We start from the raw sequence: 21,058 nt of genomic DNA, 5'->3' as shown, positions 1-21,058 counted from the left end.
GTCCGGGGACCGCCCGACCAGCCCCGGGCCGAGACCCGGGACCCGCACCAGGAGGCATGCCGACCATGACCGCCAACCTCTCCGAACTCACCGGCGACTACGTCCTCGACCCCACCCACACCCGGATCGGCTTCGTCGCCCGCCACGCCATGGTGACCAAGGTCCGGGGCGCGTTCCACCAGTTCGAGGGCACCGCCCACCTGGACGGCGCCGACCCGTCCCGTTCCTCCGGCCAGGTGGTGATCAAGGCCGAGAGCATCGACACCGGCGTGGAGCAGCGCGACCAGCACCTGCGCACCAACGACTTCCTGGACGCCCCCACGTTCCCCGACATCACCTTCCGCTCCACCGCGGTCGAGGCGCGCTCCGACAGCGACTTCCGGGTCACCGGCGACCTCACCATCAAGGACACCACCCGCCCGGTCACCATCGACTTCGAGTACACCGGCAACGCCGTCGATCCGTACGGCAACCTCCGGGTGGGCCTGGAGGGCTCGGTCACCATCAGCCGCAAGGAGTACGGCGTCACCTGGAACGCGGCCCTGGAGGGCGGCGGCGTCCTGGTCGGCGACAAGGTCGTCCTGGAGTTCGACATCTCCGCGGTCCGCCAGAGCGCCTGATCCGGACCCGCCCCGCCCGGAACGGGCCCGGAATGCCCGGAACAGCCGGAACCGGTCCCCCACGAACGGGTTCGCGCCGCGGCCCGCCGAACCGCCGGACCCCGGGGCGGCCGCCCGGCTAGTCTCCTGGCATGCCAACAGAAGACTCCCTCGCGACCGGCCAGCGCTCCCTCGGCGACCCCGCCCTCGACTACCCGCTCTGGCCCCCGCTCACCGCCGGCTGCCCGCGCACCAGCACCGAGGACGTCTCCTACCCCGTCGAGGTCGACTACGCCTACGACAAGGCCGACCCGGCGGGCCTGTTCGCCCCCGCCCCGGTGCGCGGCGGCCTGGAGCGCTGGGCCCCGCTGCTGCCGCCGCTGCTCGCGCCGGGCCTGGGCGAGGGCGCCACCCCGCTGGTGGAGGTCTCGCCCGGGGTGTACGTCAAGGACGAGTCCCGCAACCCCACCTGGAGCCACAAGGACCGGCTGAACCGCTGCACCACCAGCGCCGCCGTGGGCGTCGGCGCGCCGGGCCTCGCGGTCGCCTCCTCCGGCAACCACGGCGCCTCGGCCGCCGCCTACGCCGCCCGCGCCGGGCTGCCCTGCGTGGTGTTCACCGGCCCGGACACGCCGCCGAACGTCGACGCCTTCCTCAACGCCTACGGCGCGGTGGTCCTCCCGGTGCCGTGGGAGGCCCGCTGGCCGCTGCTGCGCCAGGTGGTGGACCGGCTGGGCCTGCACCCGGTCAGCAACCTGACCACCACCCACACCGGGCACGCGTACGGCCCCGAGGGCTACAAGACCGTCGCGTACGAGATCTTCCAGGACGTCGGCCTGCCGAGCGCGGTGTTCGTCCCGACCGGCTACGGCGAGCTGCTGTTCGGCGTCTGGAAGGGGTTCGTCGAGCTGCACCGGCTGGGCCTGACCGCCGGGGTGCCGCGCGTCCACTCCTGCGAGACGGCCGCCTCCGGTCCGCTCGCCCGGGCGATCGCCGACGGCCTGCCCGCCACCCATGTGACGGTCGGCCCGAGCGACGCCTACTCGATCACCTCCCCGGTCAGCGGCTACCGGGGCGTGCTCGCGGTCCGCTCGAGCGGCGGCCGGGCGCTGACCCTGGACGACGGCCAACTCGCCGACGCCCAGCGGGAGCTGGCCCGGGCGGGGCTGTGGACGGAGCTGTCCGCGGCGGCCGGTCTGGCCGGGCTGCGCAGCCTCGGCGAGCCGGACCTCTCCGACGGCCCGGTGGTCTGCGTGTCGACCTCCAGCGGCTTCAAGGACAAGGGCGTCGGCACCCGCAGGACCGAGCCGGTCGCCCCCGACTGGGACGCGGTCGAGCGCCGCCTGCGGGCTGCCGGCATCACCGGCTGAACGCACGGTGCTTCACCGCCGCGAGGCGTGCTGTTCGCCTGCCCGTCCCTGCTCGTAAGGTCGCCGTAGGGTCGGTGTTCGCCGAGCGCCAGCAGGCTTGCACCCTCCGTCAACTCCCGCCCCCTGCCGAAGGGTAGCCACCGTGTCGCGTTCCCTCCGCCGCCTGCTGCCGCTCGCCGTCGCCGTCGCGGCGGTGCCCGTGCTCGCCCTGCCCGCCCTCCCGGCGGGCGCCGCCTCGTACGGCACCCCGACGATCACCTTCTCGGCCGGGTACCTGTCCGGCGCCGTCGGCGCCACCGGCGACCCGACCGTGACGGTGACGGTCGCCCAGTCCGGCGCCGCGGCCTCGGCGCTGACCGTCGCCGCCTCGGCGACCACCCGCAGCGCCGTCGCCCGCACCGGCGACGTGACGGTGAGCGGCACCGGCGGCGCCCGCACCCTGGCGGTCGCCGCCCAGGGCGTCGGCTACGCCGACCTCACCATCAAGGTCACCGGCCTCGGCGGCAAGAGCGCCACCCGCACCCTGCACTACGCCGCCTCCCCCGCCGTCCAGTCCTCGGCGACCAGCCGCTACCTGACCGGCTCCAGCGACGCCTCGGCGGCCGTGGACGCGGGCGGTGGCTTCATCGTGGTCGGCGACGACGAGTCCAACACCCTGCGCCTGTACGACCGCAACAACTCCGGTGCGCCGGTCCGCACCTGGGACTTCAGCTCGGCCCTCGGCGTCTCCAAGGAGATCGACATCGAGGCCGCCACCCGGGTCGGCAACACCATCTACTGGACCGGCTCGCTCGGCAACAACAAGGACGGCGTGGTCAAGCCCGACCGGCACACCGTCTTCGCCACCACCGTCACCGGTTCCGGCGCCGACACCCAGCTGTCCCTGGCCGGCGCGTACCACGGCCTGCGCGACGACCTGATCTCCTGGGACGACGCCCACGGCAAGCGTTACGGCTTCGCGGCCGGCGCCGCCGACGGCCAGGCGCCCAAGCAGATCGACGGCTTCAACGTCGAGGGCCTGGAGTTCGCCCCCGGCAGCACCAGCACCGCCTACATCGGCTTCCGCGCGCCGCTCACCCCGGCCGTCACCGGCGGCCGTGCGCTGCTCGTCCCGGTCACCAACCTCCCGTCCCTGGTGAACGGTTCGGCCGCGCACGCGACCTTCGGCGACCCGGTCGAGCTGGACCTCGGCGGGCTGTCCGTCCGCGACATCCGCCGCAACGACCTCGGCCAGTACCTGATCGTGGCCGGCTCCTGGTCCGCCGAGGACAACTCCGCCCCGTACGCGCTCTACCGCTGGAACGGGCAGCCCGGTTCCAAGCCGACCAAGCTGATCGACCTGCCGACCAGCGACTACGGCGCCTGGGAGGCCGTCACGGACGTCCCGGACCTGGACGCCCCCGGCGCCCGCGCCCAGCTGATCACCGACGACGGCTCCGCCGACCTCTACAACGACGGCACCGCCGCCAAGGACCTCACCCACCCCGAGTGGAAGAAGTCCCGCAGCACCTGGTTCACCCTGGGCTGACCGCGCGGCAGGGCCCTTCGGCACATCCGCCGAAGGGCCCTGCCGCACGTCCGTCCGCTCAGAGCTCGACCAGCACCTTCCCCCGGTTCGCCGAACGGTCCAGGTAGAGGCCGCGGTAGGCCGCCGGGATGCTGTCGAACCCCCGGTGCAGCGTCTCCTGGTACGCCAGCTCCCCGCTACGGACCAGTGCGCCGAGGTCCCGCCGCAGCGCGGCCCAGTTCTCCTCGGTGAACCACTCCAGCGAGAAGATGCCGCGGATCGTGGTGCGCGGGAACATGATCATCGGCAGCAGCCGCGGCCCCGCCCAGTCCCCGCCGACCTGGCTCCCCCACTGCCAGCAGACGGCCACCCGGCTCTCCACCGCGAGCATCCCGAAGACCACGTCGGTGAGCGCCCCGCCGAGACTGTCGAAGTACCGGTCGATGCCCTCCGGCGCCAGCTCGGCCAACTCCTTCCGCAGCCGCTCCGGCGCGTCGCCGTCGCGGTACAGCAGCACCCCCTCGAAGCCCAGCTCCCACAGCCGCTCCGCCTTCTCCGGCGAGGCCGTGGTGCCGATCACCCGGGCGCCCCGGTGCCTGGCCAGCTGCCCGACCAGCGAGCCGACCGCCCCGGAGGCCCCGCTGACCAGCACCGTCGACCCGGGGCGCACGTCGAGGAACTTCTCCACCGTCCCCCAGGCCGTCATCCCGGGCCCGCCCAGGATGCCGAGCGCGGTGGTCAGCGGCAGGTCATCACCGTAGTCGGCGGGGTCCAGCCGGCGGAAGGCCGGGAAGACCATCGGGAAGGTCCCGGTCTGCCAGAAGCTCGGCGCGCCGGTGCTGACCAGGTGGGTGCGCCAGCCGCCGAAGCCCTGCACCAGGTCGCCGACACCGAAGCGCGCGGCGGGCCCGGCCTCCACCACCTCCATGATCGAGTCCGCGCCCATGTGGTCGCCGATCGGCGTGTCCAGCGCGATGCCCTGGAGGTACGGGTCGACCGAGACGTACCGGGTGCGCAGCAGCATCTCGTCCGCCGCGAGCCGGACGTCCACCTCCTCCACGACCTTCCGGTACATCCGCTCGACGTCCGGCACGCCGTCCACGTGCTCCCGCACGACCCACTTCTCGATCCTCACGAGGTGACTCCAAACTGGCGGTCGGCGGGGCCGACCGGTTCGATGAGCAGGGTGGGCGGCGGTGCGCTGTCGTCCACCTCGGCCCTGAAGGGCCTGCCGTCGTCCCGGCAGATGAACTGGACGACGTGCCGGCCGGCCGCCGCCGCCCGGATCAGCCCGCCGGTCGTCGCCCAGACCCCGGAGAGGTAGAAGTTCGCGAGGCCGGGCAGCCCCGGGCCGTTGCGCTTGACCTCCTCCTCCAGGGTCTCGCCGCTCTCCACGAAGGGCTGCCAGCCCAGCACCGTCCCGTTGTAGTTGCCGGTGTAGCGGACCTGGGTGAGCGGGGTGGAGACGTCCTTGACCGCCACCGCGTCCCGCAGCCCGGGGTGGTGGCCGTCCAGGTACTCGACGATGGTGTCGCGCACCCGGCGCTTCGCCCGCTGGTACTCCCGCCCCCGGCCGACCGGCAGGGTGTGCAGCTCCTCGCCTCGCCGCACCCGGGGCTCCTGCTCCGGCCCGGTGCTCAGCTCCCGCCAGGGCGCGATGTCGCAGAAGTAGCTGGCGTACACCACGGTGGTGTCGGCGGGCGAGAGCTCCGGGTAGTGGCGGCTGCGGAACTGGACGTTGATGCTCGGATGCCGGATGCCGGTGAGCCGCTCGGCGACCTCGTCCTCCAGCAGGTAGGTGGTGCACGGGTCCCCGGCCGGGAAGGGCCGGCGCAGGCCGAGGAAGACGGTCACGTAGCCGGGGAAGACCATGCCCGGCTCGGTGATGGTCTGGGTGTACAGCCGGCGGTAGGTGTCGCTCAGGTAGCGGCCCTTGAGCAGGTCCATCATGGTCGTCCGGCCGTCGCAGGCGGCCACCACGATGTCCGCCCGCACCTCCTGGCCGTCGCTCAGCCGCACCCCCACCGCCCGGTCGTCCTCGATCAGGATCCCGGTCACCTTGGTGTTGTACGTGATCTCGCCGCCGAGCCGCCGGTAGCGCTGCTCGATCGAGGTGGCCAGCCCCAGCGAGCCGCCCTCCGGCACCCCGGCCGACTGCCCGGCGTGGCAGGCGAGTTGGAAGTAGTTGGGCAGCACCGGGAAGTTGGGGTGCTTCTCGTACAGGATGAAGTTGAACGCCTCGCGCAGCAGCGGGCTGCGGAACTTCGCCGAGTAGTCGCTCATCAGCACCGTGATCGAGCGCCGGATCACGTTGAAGTACGGCAGGAAGGAGGCCAGCATCCGCGTCCGCTCCCACCGCCCCATCAGCCCGACCGGCTTGAGGAAGGGGTAACGGGCCAGCGCCAGGCGGAACTTGCGCAGCCCGGCGCAGAACTGCCGGATCTGCCGGGCGTCCTCCGGGGCCAGGTCCAGCAGGTGGGCCTCCAGCCGGTCCGGGTCGGAGTAGAAGTAGACCGCCCGGCCGTCCCGGGTGCGCACCACGTTGAAGACGTCGAAGTTGCGCATCCGCTTGCCCTGCAGTGCGCCGAGTTCGAGCCAGATCTGGTGCATCTCGTTGCCCGGACCGCTGCCCAGCAGCCAGCTGATGCAGCAGTCGAAGGTGAACTCGCCACGGTCCCAGCCGGTGCAGCAGCCGCCGGGGATCTCGTGCATCTCCAGGATCCGGGTGCGGTAGCCGTTCATCTGCGCGAAGCAGCCGGTGGAGAGCCCGCCGAGCCCGCCGCCGATGATGACCATGCTCTGCCGGCCGCTGGTGGTCGTCCCGCTCACTCCGCCGCCCCCACTTCCGCCACTCCTGCCTCCGGCACTCCCACGTCCGGCGCTCCCACGGTGGCGCGGTCGAGTTGCGGCAGGCGGCCCCACTTGCCCGCGTGCCAGGGTTCCCGGTTGTCGCTGGGCCAGGCCCGGAACGGCCGGCCGAGCTCCCGGCAGAGGTACTGTGCGGCGAACCGTCCGCTGGTGGCGGCCCGGATCAGCCCGCCGAGCGCCGTCCACTGGCCCGCCATGGAGAAGCCGCTCAGCCCGGGCAGCCGCATCCGGTCCTTGTTGACCAGCCGGTTGGCGGCGTCCTCGGCCTCGGAGAAGGCCTGCCAGGCGAGGATGCTGCCGTAGGTGTTGCCGGTGAACCGCTCGGTGGTCACCGGCGAGGCGACGTCCACGAGTTCGATCCGCCCGCCGAGCCCGGGGTACGTCCGCTCCAGGAACTCCCGGACGAACGAGGCGACTTCCTGCTTGCGCGCCCGGTAGGCCCGGCGGTCGCCGGTCCGCAGGTCCTTCCAGGAGCGGTAGTCGCTGAAGTAGGTGCAGTGCAGCACCGACTTGCCGGGCGGCGCGAAGCCGTCCGCGTAGGAGGACCGCAGCTGCACCACCAGGCTGCGCTGGAGCGAGCCGGGCAGCCGCTCGCCGTCCTCGGGCGACAGCAGGTAGGTGGTGCTGTGCGGCTCGCCCGCGGGCAGCGGTCCGTCGATGCCGACGAAGGCGGAGACCACGGCCGGGTACAGGTTGCCCGGCTTGTCGAGCAGTTCGCCGTACAGCTTCTCGGTGGCGGGGCTGGAGTAGCGGCCCTCCAGCAACCGCTCGAGCACCGTCGGGCCGTCGCAGGCGGCCACCACGTGGTCGGCGAAGTGCCGGGTGCCGTCCTTGAGTTCCACCCCGATCGCGCGCCCGTCCTCGATCAGGACCCGCTCGACCCGGCAGCGGTAGCCGATCACCCCGCCGAGCGAGGTGTAGCGCTCCTCGACCGAGCGCGCCAGCCCGAGCGAACCGCCCTGCGGGAAGCCCGCGTTGCCGTTGTGGGCGGCCGCCAGGGTGTAGAGGTACGGCAGCAGCGGGAAGCCCTCGGGCTCCTGGAGGAACATGTTGGGGAAGGCCCGCCGCAGCAGCGGGTCCTGGAAGCGCTCGGCGAAGCCGCTCATCGGGGTGGTCGCGGTGCGCCAGAACAGCCGGAACGCGGGCAGGACGGCGCGCAGGGTGCGCAGCCGTTCCGCCGTGGTGCGCAGCGGCGGCGGGGTGAGCTCCCAGGGCAGCTCCATCGCGGCGTAGCGGCGCAGGTCGCGACAGAAGGCCCGGATCGGCTTGGCGTCGCCGGGCGCGAGGGCCAGCAGGTGGGCCTCGAGCCGGTCCGGGTCGCCGTAGAAGGTGACGGCCCGGCCGTGTTCGTCGACCACCCGGTTGAAGGTGTCGAAGCGGGTCACCGACTTGCCGTCCAGGGCGCCGAGTTCGCTCCAGACCTGGTGCGCGCCGGTGCCCTCGGCGGTGCCGATCAGCCAGTCGATGCAGTAGTCGAACAGGTAGCCGTGCCGGGACCACGCGGTGCAGCAGCCGCCGGGCAGCACGTGCTTCTCGAAGATCCGGGTCTCCAGGCCGCTCATCTGCGCGTAGCAGCCGGTGGCGAGGCCGGCCAGGCCGGCCCCGATCACGATCACCCGGGGCGGGCCGCCGGTGGCCCGCTCCCTGCCGGACCAGTCCGGCCCGCGGTCAGCCCCGGCCATCGGCGGTGCCCCCGGCCAGGATGGCGCCCGCCAGTTCGGCGTTGCGGGCGGCGAAGTCCCCGTCGAGCATCTCGGCGTGGGCGCCGTGCCCGACGTACACCGCGGTGCCCGTGGTGGAGGCGCCGTGCCAGGAGCCCGGTTCGCCGCCCACGTGCACGGAGAGCCGCTCGCGCTCGCAAACCACGTCCAACTGGGCCCTGACCGTTCCGGTGTTGGGCGTCCGGCTGCTGAACTCCAGGTAGTCCCTGGCCTGTTCGAGGGTCTCCTGGGCGACGATCCGCGAGCCGGTGTGGCGGTGCAGGTGCTCGTGGAGTTCGCGTTCGAAGACGGCCAGGTGCTCCTCGCCGAGGTCGAAGGCCTCGGTGACCCGGTAGGCGTCCACCATCAGCACCGAGGCCACCGTGCGTCCGCGCCGCTCCAGCTCCTTGGCCACCTCGAAGGCGAGGTTGCCGCCGAGCGAGTAGCCGAGCAGGACGTACGGCCCGGCGGCGTGCAGCTCCTCGACCAGGTCCGCGTAGCGGGCGGTCTTGTCGTCGCCGGTCAGGTAGTTGAAGGAGGCGATCCGGTGTTCCGGCAGGTGTGCGGCGAGCTGCCGGTAGACCAGCCCGTGGCCGCCGGCCGGCGGGAAGCAGAAGACCGTGTGCTCCTCGGGCGCCCCGGCGTTGAACCAGAGGTAGGGCTCGCCGCCGGCCACCTCGCCGGTGATGATCTGCTCGACGGTGCGGGCCATGCCGTGCAGGGTGGTGACCTTGAACAGCAGGCCGACCGGGATGCTGATGTTGAACTCGCTCTGGAGGTGGTGGATCAGCTCGATGAGCCGGATCGAGCTGCCGCCGAGTTCGAAGAAGTCGTGCTGGAGGCCGACTTCGTCCAGGCCGAGCAGGTTCCGCCAGTGCTCGGCGACGCTGGTCTCGTAGAGCGTGACGGGCGGTTCGTGCTGGGCCCCGGCGGTGTCGGCCTTGGGCTCGGGCAGGGCCGCGAGGTCGACCTTGCCGTTCGGGGTGAGCGGCAGGGCGGGCAGTTCGGTGAGGTAGGAGGGGATCATCACGGTGGGCAGGTGCTCGGCCAGGTGGCGGCGCAGTTCGCGGCGGTCCAGCACGGTGCCCTCGGCGGGCACCACGTAGGCGGCGAGGACGGCCTCTCCCCGGGCGTCCTGGCGGACGGCCACGCAGGCCTGGGCGAGTTCCGGGCGGGCGGTGAGGTGGGCCTCGATCTCGCCCAGCTCGATCCGGTGGCCGCGGACCTTGACCTGGTTGTCGATCCGGCCGAGCAGGTGCACCGTGCCCGCGGCGTCCCAGTGGCCGAGGTCGCCGGTGCGGTAGAGCCGCGCGGGCGTGCCGTCGAGGTCCAGGGTGACGAAGCGCCGGGCGGTCTGCTCCGGGTCGTTGGGGTAGCCGGCCGCGACGCCCGCGCCGCCGATCCACAGTTCGCCGGGCACGCCCACCGGGACGGGCTCCCCGTACGGGTCCAGGACGTACACGGCGCTGTTCGGGAACGGGCGGCCGATCGGCACCATCCGGCCGGGTTCCAGCCGGTCGGTGGCGCCCTCGTAGTAGGTGCTGTCGACGCTGGCCTCGGTCAGCCCGTAGGAGTTGACCAGCCGGGTCCGCGGGCCGCACAGGGCGCGCACCCGCTGGTGCTCGGCGGCCTTCCAGGAGTCGGAACCGACGATCAGCAGCCGCAGGAAGTCCAGCGGCAGGCCCTCGCGCTCGCAGTGGGCCAGCAGCGCGCGGGCCACGGCCGGCACGAACTCGCCGCCGTCCACGGCCTCCTCGCGCATCACCCGGTACAGCCGGGCGGTGTCGAAGAGCAGCTCGCGGTCGACCAGGACGAGGGTGCCGCCGGTGCTGAGCGCCCGGGCGAGGTCGCCGGAGAAGACGTCGAAGGCGGTGCCGGCCATCTGGAGGTGCACCCGGACCTCGGTGTCCAGCCGGTACTCGGCGCGCCAGCCGGCGGTGACGGCGGCCAGGTTGCGGTGGTCGACCCGGACCCCCTTCGGACGGCCGGTGGAGCCCGAGGTGTGGATCAGGTAGGCGGCCCGGTCCGGGTCGGCGGCGGGCAGCGGTACGGCGCCCCCCAGCACGGGCCGGTCCAGCTCCTCCAGGGTGACCGGTGTGGCGGGCAGGTCGGCCGGGAGCGGGCGCCGCTGGTCGACCACCACCAGCGCCGCTCCGGCATCCGTGACCTGGTGGGCGAGCCGGTCGGCCGGGTGCCCGGGGTCGAGCGGCAGGTAGGCGGCGCCGGCCCGCCAGATCGCCAACAGGGTGCTGATCAGCTCGGGCGACTTGTCCAGGCAGACCGCGACCACCGAGCCCTCGCCGACGCCGAGTTCGCGCAGCCGTACGGCGGTGCGCTGGGACTGCCGGTCCAGTTCGCCGTAGGTCAGCCGGCGGACGCCGTCCCGGCCGGGCGCGACCACCGCGACCGCCTCCGGCCGCTCGGCGGCGGCCTTGGCGATCAGCTCCGGCACCGGGGTGTCGTGCTCGATCCGGCGCTCGGCGCCGCTGAAGCCGGTGAGGATCTCCCGCCGTTCGGCCTCGCCCAGCATCCGCAGCCGCCCGACCGGCTCGCCCTCGGCGGCGCGGGTCATGGCGTCCAGCAGGTTGCGGTAGTGCGCGGCCAGCCGCTGGACGGTGGCGGGCTCGAAGAGGTCGGAGTTGTACTTGAAGACGCAGTGGAAGCAGCCGTCCGCGCGGTCCTCGTAGGCGGACAGCGTGAGGTCGAACTGTCCTTCCTCCTCCGGAAGTTCGATGTACTCCAGGCGGTAGCCGAAGCGCTCCACGGCGACCTTGTGGGTGAGCAGGATGAACATCGCCTGGAACACCGCGGAGCGGCTCGGGTCGTGCTGGAGCCCCAACTGCTCGACCAGCAGCGGGAAGGGGTACTCCTGGTTGTCCAGCCCGCCGAGCACGCTCTCCCGCACCCGGGCCAGCAGGTCGGCCACGGTCGGCTCGCCGGCCAGGCTCACGTGCAGCGGCAGCGGGTTGACGAAGTAGCCGTAGACCGAGGCGAACTCCTCCTGGGTGCGGCCGGTGACCGGGCTGCCGACCACGATGTCCGGCTGCCCGGACCAGCGGTGCAGCAGCAGGTAGTAGGCGCCGATCAGCACCATGAACGGGGTGGCGCCGTTGGTGCGGGCCAACTCGTGCACCCTGGCGGTGAGTTCGGCGTCCAGCTGGAAGAACTCGGAGGCGCCGTTGTGGGTCTGCACGGCCGGGCGCGGCTTGTCGGTGGGCAGCGCCAGCACCGGCATCTCGGCCGGCAGGTGGCCGCGCCAGTAGTCGAGCATCCGCCGGGCCTCGGGCCCGGCCAGGAAGCGGTTCTGGCGGTTGAGGAAGTCCAGGTAGCGGGCGGGCACCGGGGGCAGCTCCGGGGTGCGGCCCTGGCGCAGCGCCTCGTAGACCTCGAACAGCTCCTCGATGAAGGTGAAGGTGGAGATCGCGTCCGAGACGATGTGGTGGACGGCCTTCATCAGCACCCAGCGGTCCGGCCCGCGCCGGAACAGCCGCAGCCGGACCAGCGGGTCCTCGGCGAGGTCGTACGGCCGCCGGTACTCGCGGACGATCAGGTCGTGGATCTCCTCCCACGGCCGGCCCTCGACGTCGAACAGCCCGGTGTCGGCCTCGACCTCCTCCCGGATGCGCTGGACCGGGCGGCCCTCCTCGGCGGTGAAGGCGGCGCGCAGCTCGGGGTGCCGGGCGACCAGGAACCGGAAGGCCCCGAACATCAGCTCCGGGTCGAGCTCCGCGCGGACCTCCACGGCGCCGCCGATGTTGTACGCGAAGCCGTCCGGGTGCAGCAGGCGCAGGAACCAGAGCGCCTGCTGGTTGTGGGTGAGCGGGAAGCGGGACTCGTCGGCGTACAGCTCCACCTCGGCCTCGGCCGGGCCGCCGGCGGCGGCGAGCCGCTCGGCCAGGCCCTCGGTGAGCAGGTCGACCAGGTCGCCGAGGCTGCCGTTGCTGAGCAGGGCCACCACCGGCAGGGCGACGCCCAGTTCGCCGTGCACCCGGGCGCGCAGCTCCATGGCGAGCAGCGAGTCCAGGCCGTGCGCGCCGAGTCTGGTGTCGGCGTCGATCCGTTCGACGGCGATCCGCAGCACGGCCGCGGCGGCGGCGGTCAGCCGCTCTGCCACCAGCTCCCGACGGGCCTGCGGGTCGGCCGCGCGGTAGGCGTCCAGGAAGCCGCCGGTCTCGGTCGGGGCCTGCTCGGCGGCGCTCGCCGCGAGGTCGGCGACCAGCGGCGGCGGCGCCGGGTACCAGGCGAGGAAGGTCGGCCAGTCGACCACGGTGGCGACCAGCAGCTGGGCGCGGTCCTGGCCGAGGACGCGCTCCAGGACGGCCGTTCCGGCGTCCGGCGGCAGCGAGCTCATGCCGCGGGCGTCGCGGTAGTGGGCGACCAGGCCCAGCTCCTCGATCATGCCGGTGGCCCACGGGCCCCAGTCCAGGCTGAGCCCGGGCAGCCCCTCGGCCCTGCGGTGGTGGGCCAGGGCGTCCAGGAAGGCGTTGCCGGCCGCGTAGTTGGTCTGTCCGGCGGTGGTGAGCAGCGAGGCGACGGAGGCGAACAGCACGAAGTGGTCGAGCGGTTCGTCGCCCAGCAGCCGGTGCAGCAGGTGGCCGCCGACCACCTTGGGGCCGTAGCCGGCGTCGAAGGCCGGACGGTCCATCTGGGCCAGCAGGGTGTCCTTGACCTGCCCGGCGAGGTGGAACACGCCCCGGATCGGCGGGAGTTGGCGCTGCCGGTAGTCGGCGAGCCAGCCCGCGAGGGCGGCCTCGTCGGTGACGTCGACCGGGGCGAGCAGCGGTTCGGCGCCGAGCGCCTGGAGTTCGCGCAGGAAGGCGATCCGCTCGCCGACGGGGGTGTCCGGGTCGGTGTACGCCCACTCCGAGCGCTCCGGCAGGGCGGTGCGGCCGACCAGGATCAGCCGTCGGGCGCCGCGCCGTACGAGGGTGCGGCAGAGCAGTCGGCCGAGCGCGCCGAAGGCGCCGGTGACCAGGTAGCTGCCGTCGGGGCGGAGGACCGGCGGCAGCGGGCGGGTGAGGCCCTCGGCCTGCCGCAGCCGGCTGGTGAGCCGGACGCCGGCCCGCAGGGCGATCTCCTGCTCGTCCCGGGCCGCGAGTTCGGCGAGCAGCGCCTCGGCCTGCTCGGCGGCGTCGACGGCCGGGTCGAGGTCGATCAGGGTGCCGCGCTGGGCGACCAGCTCCTGCTGCCACAGCACCCGGCCGATGCCCCAGGCGGGGGCGCCGAGCGGTTCGACCCGGTCGCCGGGGGCGGCGGGCTGGGTGCCCCGGGTGACGATGTGCAGCCGGCCGTCCGGGCGGGCGGCGGGCAGGGCCTGGGCGAGGGTGATCAGGGAGTAGGCGCCGAGGGTCGCGAGCGGGCCGAGCCGGTCGGCGGTGGTGGCGGCCAGGGCGGGCTGGTCGAGGTTCCAGAGGTGGACGACGGTACCGAAGGCTGGGTCGAGGTCGGCGAGCAGCCGCCGGACGTCCTCGGCGGAGTCGGGCCGGACGGTCGAGTGCCCCTCGCCGTGCCGGTACTCGTCTCCGGGCCGGACCAGGTGGCAGCGGGCGCCGCGCCCGGCGGCCAGGGCCGCCAGGCGGTCGCCGAGGCCGCCCTCGTCGGCGAAGAGCAGCAGGTCGCCGGGGGTCTCGTCGAGGGGCGCCTCGGCGGCGGCCACCCAGTCGACCTCGGTGAGCCAGCCGTCGATGGTGGACAGCCCGACGGAGGCCGGGGCCTGGGCGACGTCGGCGACCCGGAAGCCGGTGACCCGGCCGACCGGGGTGCCGTCCTCGGTGTAGAGCGCGAGGTCGCCGACGAGCTCCTCGCCGCTGTCCCGGGTCACGGTGGCGTGCACCCAGAGCGGGCGGTCGCCGATCGCGTCGAGCCGGACCTCGGCGATCGAGACGGGGAGCCGGACGCTGCCGCCCTCGGGCACCGCCAGCCGGGTGGTGAGCAGGGTCTGGAAGCAGCCGTCCAGCAGCACCGGGTGGAGGTGGTGGTCGGCCGCGTCCGGGCCGAGCTGGGTGGTCGGCCGGATCCGGGCCAGCGCCTCCCCGGGGCCCGCCCACACCTCGGCGATGGCCTGGAAGGCGGGGCCGTAGTCGTAGCCGCGTTCGGCCAGCCGCCGGTAGCAGTCCGGGCCGTCCAGGTGCCGGCCCCGGGCGCGCAGGGCGTCCAGGTCCGGTGCGGGGCCGTAGGAGCGGCGCTGGCCGGTGCGGACCCGGCCGCCCGCGTGCACGGTCGGCTCGCCGCCGGCCGGGGTGGAGGCGATGGTGAAGCGGGCGTCCTCCGGCGCGTAGCCGAGCTGGACGGGGACGGGCTCGGTCTCGGAGAGGAACAGCGCCCGGTTCAGCTCGATCTCGGCCAGCGTCACCTCGGTGCCGCCGGTCAGGGTGCGGACGGCCTGGGCGGCCATCTCCAGGTACCCGGCGGCCGGGAAGACCACCTGGCCCTCGATCCGGTGGTCGGTCAGGTAGGGCAGCCGCTCGGGGTCGAGGGTGCCGGTCCAGCCGGGCTGGGCGCTCGCGGTGCGGCGGCCGAGCAGCGAGTGGTCCAGCCGCCCGAGCCGGACCTGCTCGACCGGCTTGGGCTCCACCCAGTACCGGTCGCGCCGCCACGGGTAGGCCGGCAGCGGCACCGGGCGGCCGGCCGGGTGCAGCGCGTCCCAGCTCAACTCGACGCCGAGGGTGTGCAGTTCGGCGAGGCTGCGGGCGAGGCGCTCGGGCTCGTCCTGCTGCCGGCGGATCGACGGCAGGGTGTGCGCCTGCTCCGCGCACTCGCGGATCGCGTGGCCGAGCACCGGGTGCGGGCCGAGCTCTAGGAACAGCCCGTGCCCGTCCTCGGCCATCCGCTCGACGGCGGCCCGGAAGCGCACCGGGTTGCGGACGTTCTGCCACCAGTACTCGCCGTCCAGCTCCGGCCCGCGGGCGAGCCCCTCGCGGGCGGTGAGGTAGAGCGGCAGCCGGGCCGCCTGGGGCTTGATGGCGGCGAGCGCGGCCACCAGCTCGCCGCGGATCGGGTCCATCCGCACGCTGTGGTACGGGACTTCGACGTCCAGCAGGCGGGCGAAGACGCCCTGCCGGCGCAGCTCCTCGGCCAGTTCGCCGAGGGCCTCGGCGTCCCCGGCCAGGGTCACCGCGGAGGGGCTGTTGACCGCGCCGAGCGAGATCTGGGAGCGGTACGGGCGGATCCGGCGCTCCGCCTCGGCCTCCGGCAGGCCGACCGCGAGCATGGTGCCGGTGCCGGCCAGACGCTGCTGGAGCCGGCTGCGGGCGAGCACCACCCGGACGGCGTCGGCCAGGTCGTAGACCCCGGCCTCGTGGAAGGCGGCGACCTCGCCGGTGCTGTGGCCGACCACCGCGTCGGGGCGCAGGCCGTGGCTCCGCCAGAGCGCCGAAAGCCCCACCTGGACGGCGAAGTTGGCGGGCTGGGCCAGCCAGGTCTCGGCCATCCGGGAGTCCGCCTCGTCGCGGTCCAGCTCGGTCAGCAGCGACCAGCCGGCCTGCGCGCGGATCTCCCGGTCGACGGCCCGCACGGCCTCCCGGTAGACCGGCTCGTGCTCGTACAGCCCCCGGCCCATGCCCCACCACTGCGGGCCCATGCCGGTGAACACCCAGGCCAGCCGGCGCTGCCGGCGTTCCCGGGCGTGGCCCTGGACCACCCGCGGGTGCTCCTCGCCGCGCTCGTACGCGGCCAGCGCCTCGTCCAGGTCCTCCCGGGTGGAGTAGACCACGCCGAGCCGCTCGGGCAGGTGCTGGCGGCGGTGCGCCAGGGTGTGGCCGAGGTCGGCGAGGGACGACCCGCCGGCGAGCTCCTGCCGTACGGCGGCGGCCAGTTCGGGCAGTCCGGCGGCGTCCTTGGTGCTCAGCGGCAGCACCGTGCGGGCCGGCTCGGCCACCGGTGCGGCGGGCCCGGGCCGCGGCGGCTCCTCCAGCAGGACGTGGGCGTTGGTGCCGCCGAAGCCGAAGGAGTTGACGCCGGCCCGGGCCGGGCCCCGGTGCTCGGGCCAGTCCACCGGGGCGGTCGGGATCTCGAACGGCAGCGCGTCGAGGTCGATGCCGGGGTTGGGCCGCTCCAGGTTGAGGTGCGGCGGGATGCGGCGGTGCTTGATCGCGAGCGCGGTCTTGATCAGCCCGGCGACGCCGGCCGCCGCCTCGGTGTGCCCGATGTTGGTCTTGACCGAGCCGACGTAGCAGCGGTCCCCGGCGCGACGGCCGACGCCGAGCACCCGGCCGAGGGCGGCGGCCTCGATCGGGTCGCCGACCGGGGTGGAGGTGCCGTGCGCCTCGACGTACTGGAGGCTGCCGGGCAGCACCCCGGCCTCGGCGCAGACCCGCTCGATCAGGGTGACCTGGGCGTCCGCGCTGGGGACGGTGATGCCGTTGGTGCGGCCGTCCTGGTTGACGCCGGTGCCGAGGATGACGGCGTGCACCGGGTCCCCGTCGCGCAGCGCGTCGGAGAGCCGCTTGAGCACGACCACGCCGACGCCCTCGGCCCGGACGTAGCCGTCCGCGGAGGCGTCGAAGGCGCGCGAGCGGCCGTCCGCGGAGAGGAAGCCGCCCTTGGTCTCGGCGATCGTGTACTGCGGCGCCATGTGCAGCAACGCGCCGCCGGCCAGGGCGAGTTCGGTCTCGCCGCGGAGCAGGCTCTGGCAGGCGAGGTGGACCGCGACCAGCGAGGAGCTGCACGCGGTGTCGATCGAGACGCTCGGCCCGCGGAAGTCGAAGCAGTGCGAGATCCGGTTGGACACCATCGTCATCATGGTGCCGGTGGCGGTGTGCGCCGCGATGGTGGCGAAGTCGAGGTCGGCGAACTGGAGGATCTTCCAGTCGAGGGTGAAGGCGCCCATGTAGACGCCGACCTCCCGGCCGGCCAGCTCGCCGGGGCGCAGGCCGCCGTCCTCCAGGGCCTCCCAGCTGACCTCCAGGAGCTTGCGCTGCTGCGGGTCCATGTGTTCGGCCTCGCGCGGGCTGATCCCGAAGAAGTCCGGGTCGAAGGTGTCGAAGCCGTCGATGTAGCCGCCCCGGCCGCCGATCAGCCGCCCCGGCTTGGCCCGGTCCCTGCTGCCCAGGGTGCCGGTGTCGTAGCGGTCGGCGGGCGTCTCGGTGAGACAGTCCCGGCCCTCGATCAGGTTGCGCCAGTAGGACCGGTGGTCGTTGGCGTGTCCCGGCAGGCGGCAGCCGATACCGGTGATCGCGATGCGTTCGCGGGGCACGGCGAAGGGCGAGGAGGTCATGATCCAATCCGGGGTGGTGATGGCGTGGCGCCGGGGACACGGGCAGGTGGGAGCGGCCGCTCGGGCCGGGTGTCAGACGGACTGCTCGGTGGTCTTCGCCCGGCGCCAGGGGTGCAGCAGGGTGGCGCCGAGTTCGCCGGTGGCGGGGAACGCGGCCGGGTCGGTGAGGCCGACGGCCTTCGGCACTCGGCCGGGCCGCCAGGTGAAGCTCCCGAACACGTGGTCCCAGAGCGAGAGGTCGGAGGCGTAGTGGCCGGCTTCGGCGAGGTCGGTGCTGTGGTGCAGGCGGTGGAGTTCCGGGCCGGCCAGGACGTGGCCGAGCGGACCGATGCGGACTTCGATGTTGGCGTGGACGAAATACCCCTGAGCCAGGACGAATATTCCGACCACGAACACTGAATCCGCCGAGAATCCGATCAGCGCCAGCGACAGTTGCACCACGGACTGCGCGACGAACACGTCCAGGAAATGATTCACGCCGTTGTTCGCGACGTTCACCTTGTCCGGGACGTGGTGCACCCCGTGCAGCCGCCAGAGCCACCTGTTGCGGTGGGACCAGCGGTGCACGAGGTAGTCGCCGAGCGAGCCGACCAGCAGCGCGAGTGGGATCTCCACCGCGAACGGCAGCGCCGGGTGGGCCGGGCCGAGCACCTGCACCAGCGTCGCCACCAGCCCCTGGGCCAGTGCGCCGCCGACCATGCTCAGCGCGAAGTAGACGCTGTACCAGCCGAGTTCACGTCGGCTCGGATGCCAGTCGGTCCGGTACGGGATCACCCGCTCCAGGACCGCCAGGTAGACGAGGACGGCGATCAGGAAGAGCGGGGAGACCCGGTCCGGCCCCCAGCGGAAGTGCAGGGTCGCGACGGCCGTGCACAGCACACCCAGGAGCAGCAGCGGATGGGCGAGCCGGCGGGCAATGGCTGACAGCACGCGCCCCCCGTTCTTCGCGGACTAACGACTGGAAACGTCAGAGACTCTAGCGGGCGACGCGCGCCGTGACAGTCATTCGACGTGTTAACTCCATGAATGACCCGATCGGCGGACTATACGCGCACGAAGTTGACGTCTGTGCGGCGCGAAGGGGGCGCATTGTCGAGAAGAAGCGGGACTTGACGGTGTGCGACAACAGTCGTGCAGATCTTCGAGCGCTGATGTGCGCCCCTTCTGCGCCGCCGCGCGCGGCTACCGATCCGGCCATATCCCACGGCCGGCGCCGCGACTCCAGGAGCGCCCCCGGGTCAGGAGCGGGCCGGCTCCGCCCATCGGTGTGCGGCACGGGGCGCGTGCGCCGCGAGACGGTCGCGCAGACCGCGCAGCTCGTACTCGACCAGCGCGGGCAGCGCGGTCGCGCCGGTCGCCTCCAGGGCGGGGCCGAGCAGGTCGACGGCCGTGGCCGGGTCGTGCGCGCAGACGTGGCAGTCGGCCGCGCGGACGATGAAGAGCAGACGGCTGGAGGGCAGTTGGTCCGGGCCGAGCAGGCCGAGGGCGGTCTCGGTGGCGTCCAGCGCCCGGCGGGCCAGCCGGGGGTCGTCGGTGGCGGCGGCGAGGTCGCGCAGCGCGGCGGCCGCGGCGGACTCGACCCGCATCCGCATCGAGGCGATGGAGAGCCAGGGCACGTCGACCTCGTCCTCCGCGCCGATGTGGTCCAGGTGCGACCGGGCCAGGTCGATCTGCCGGACGGTCGCCCGCACGTCGCCGGTGAGCGCGTGCGCCCGGGCCCGGCTGATCCGGCCCATCGCACCGGCCCAGTGCCGGTCCGGGGCGGCCCGTTCGATCTCGCGGGCGTAGCCGAGGGCGGCGACCGGGTCGCCGTCCAGCCGGGCCAGGATGCTCATGTCGCTGAGCGTGCCGACCTGGGTGGCCCGGTCCGCGGCCAGCCCGGCCCAGGTGAGGGCGCGGTCGTAGCAGGCCATCGCGGTGGCGTTGCGGCCGTCCTGCATCCGCAGCGCGCCGGCCGCGTGGGCGTGCTCGGCTGCCAGCCGGACCAGCGGGCCGCGCTGCCCGGCGGGGGCGGTGGCGAGCCTCGCGAGCACCGCGCGCAGGGTGCGCTCGACGGCCGCGACCAGGACCGGGCGGTCGCCGGTCTCGCCGGAGCGCAGGCGGGCGGCGAGCAGGCCGGTCAGGGCGTGTGCGGTGACGGCGTCCAGCGGGCGGGCGGCGGCCGGGTCGGCGAGCGCCTCGGCGGAGCAGAACTCGGCGTGCAGGGCCGCGAGTTCCCCGGGCTCGGGGACGGCGCAGCCCTCGGCGCCGTGCAGCGGACAGAGCAGCCCGTAGTCCGGCAGTCGCGGTGGAGCGGGCGCCGGGGTCGGGGCGGGCGGGCCGGCCGGCGCGCCGCCCGGCAGCGGGGGCCGGAGCAGGGCGGGCGAGATGGCGTCCGGGTCGCACAGTTCGGCGTTCTCGGCGCGCTGACAGGCGGCGCTCAACTCCCCTGCGGCGCCGAGGAGGTCGTCGATCCGGTCGGCGACCCTGGGGGTGACCCGGCGGGCGCCGTGCTCGATCTTGCTGACCGCGGTGTGGTCGTAGCCGATCCCGGCGCCGAGCTGCGCCTGGGTGAGGCCCGCCCGGCGCCGCCAGTGCCGCAGCCGGGCGCCGAACTCCCGCCAGGCGTCCTGCCCCCGGCCGGTCGGCGGTGCCGGCACCGCCGCCGCAGGGGCCACACGGTTCCGCTGCACGGCTGCCTCCCCGGGCGCGTCGTCCCCGGCCGGCCGCCGGGCCTGTCGACGATTCCAGTGATTCCGACGACTCGGATCAGGAGGACGGTACTCGATGGCCACCCGCCTCGTACATGAGGTGGTCTCAACCACTTGAAGAAAAGCCCAGCTTGACGCAAAGCCGGACCGACGGGCTTGACGGAATTTGCCAACCCCTTGCCCCGCGCGCACCGGGCATTGACCTGGGCATGACGCCGTGTGAGGGTTCGGGCACCCGAGCGCGGACGGCCCGCACGGCCGTCCCCCTGATACGGCCCCGCGGTGTGCCACCAGCCCCTAGCCGTCCGCGGTCGAGGACCCCCACATGCGAGGAGCCTCGATGCAACGCAGAGTCACCGCAGGCAGGTTGCTGACCACGGCGACCACCCTGACCGTGCTGGCCGGCATGATCGCCGCCGCCGCGGGCCCGGCCACCGCCGCGCCCACCCCCTCTCCCTCCTCGGCGCCGCCGAGCGCCCTGGCCGCCGCCGTCAACGCCGCCGACGCGGCCGCGAACGCCGGGCTGGACGCGCTGGCCAAGGGCCCGGGCGAGACCTACGAGCGCAAGACCGTCACCCCCTGGCTCGGCGGCCTCTACTCCGTCTCGTACGAGCGCAGCTACCACGGCCTGCCGGTGGTCGGCGGCGACGCGGTCGTCCTCGCCGACTCCCAGGGCAAGGTCCGCGCCCTGCAGTCCGCCGCCACCGGACCGGTCGGCGGCTCGACCACCCCGCAGGTCAGCGCGGCGGACGCGGAGAAGACCGCCCGGACGAAACTGGCCACCGTGGACTCGGTGGACTCCCCCCGCCTGGTCGTCCGGGTCAAGGACGGCACCGGCCGGCTCGCCTGGGAGACCGTTCTCAAGGGCCGCACCGCGTCGGCGCCCAGCACGCTGCACGTCTTCGTGGACGCGGCCACCGGCGAGGTGCTCGACAGCTACGACGACGTCCGTGCGGGCACCATCAACAGCAAGTGGAACGGCCCCGCCCCGGTCACCATCAGCACCACGAGCTCGGGCGGCTCCTACTCGCTGCGCGACCCGAACCGGCCCGGCCTGTCGTGTTCCGACTACAGCACCGGCCAGGTCTTCTCCAAGTCCAGCGACTCCTG

The 21,058-nt window shown here is 73.9% G+C and carries 9 protein-coding genes and 1 pseudogene; 4 read left to right on the top strand and 6 right to left on the bottom strand.

Annotation, left to right across the window (positions count from 1 at the left end):
* Positions 1-65: 65 nt before the first annotated feature.
* The 3 genes from ACFRQN_RS25845 (at position 66) to ACFRQN_RS25835 (ending at position 3,497) form a co-directional block, all read left to right on the top strand.
* The gene (locus ACFRQN_RS25845; RefSeq protein WP_074005987.1) at positions 66-620 is read left to right on the top strand and encodes a YceI family protein; all 555 of its coding nucleotides are present in this window, start codon (positions 66-68) and stop codon (positions 618-620) included.
* 131 nt (positions 621-751) lie between these two features.
* Entirely contained in the window at positions 752-1,969 is a 1,218-nt protein-coding gene (locus ACFRQN_RS25840; RefSeq protein ID WP_380742455.1) for a pyridoxal-phosphate dependent enzyme, read from the top strand.
* Between the two features lie 142 nt (positions 1,970-2,111).
* Positions 2,112-3,497: a hypothetical protein gene (locus ACFRQN_RS25835; RefSeq protein ID WP_375875490.1), complete on the top strand. Its 1,386-nt coding sequence runs from the start codon at positions 2,112-2,114 to the stop codon at positions 3,495-3,497.
* 58 nt (positions 3,498-3,555) lie between these two features.
* Here ACFRQN_RS25835 and ACFRQN_RS25830 read toward each other — a convergent pair whose 3' ends face one another.
* The 6 genes from ACFRQN_RS25830 to ACFRQN_RS25805 all read right to left on the bottom strand — a co-directional run bounded on the left by ACFRQN_RS25830 (position 3,556) and on the right by ACFRQN_RS25805 (position 19,930).
* Entirely contained in the window at positions 3,556-4,611 is a 1,056-nt protein-coding gene (locus ACFRQN_RS25830; RefSeq protein WP_380742453.1) for an MDR family NADP-dependent oxidoreductase, read from the bottom strand.
* Positions 4,608-6,272: a phytoene desaturase family protein gene (locus ACFRQN_RS25825; protein ID WP_375875498.1), complete on the bottom strand. Its 1,665-nt coding sequence runs from the start codon at positions 6,270-6,272 to the stop codon at positions 4,608-4,610. The genes ACFRQN_RS25830 and ACFRQN_RS25825 overlap by 4 nt, the downstream gene beginning before the upstream one ends.
* Positions 6,273-6,301: 29 nt before the next feature.
* Complete coding sequence (locus ACFRQN_RS25820; protein WP_380742451.1) at positions 6,302-8,026, bottom strand: phytoene desaturase family protein; 1,725 nt, start codon at positions 8,024-8,026, stop codon at positions 6,302-6,304.
* Positions 8,013-17,258, bottom strand: a complete 9,246-nt coding sequence (locus tag ACFRQN_RS25815) for an amino acid adenylation domain-containing protein (RefSeq protein WP_380742449.1) — start codon at positions 17,256-17,258, stop codon at positions 8,013-8,015. The genes ACFRQN_RS25820 and ACFRQN_RS25815 overlap by 14 nt, the downstream gene beginning before the upstream one ends.
* Before the next feature lie 72 nt (positions 17,259-17,330).
* Positions 17,331-18,188, bottom strand: a complete 858-nt coding sequence (locus tag ACFRQN_RS25810) for a sterol desaturase family protein (RefSeq protein WP_234348325.1) — start codon at positions 18,186-18,188, stop codon at positions 17,331-17,333.
* Between the two features lie 308 nt (positions 18,189-18,496).
* On the bottom strand, positions 18,497-19,930 hold the full coding sequence (locus ACFRQN_RS25805; protein ID WP_380742447.1) for a helix-turn-helix domain-containing protein: 1,434 nt from the start codon (positions 19,928-19,930) through the stop codon (positions 18,497-18,499).
* 358 nt (positions 19,931-20,288) lie between these two features.
* Between ACFRQN_RS25805 and ACFRQN_RS25800 the strand changes: the two are divergent.
* Positions 20,289-21,058: pseudogene (locus tag ACFRQN_RS25800) on the top strand (peptidase M28); the annotation flags it as partial.

The sequence above is a fragment of the Kitasatospora sp. NPDC056800 genome, from assembly GCF_042789775.1.
Lineage (GTDB): Bacteria > Actinomycetota > Actinomycetes > Streptomycetales > Streptomycetaceae > Kitasatospora.
This window is presented reverse-complemented; position numbering and strand designations above follow the sequence as displayed.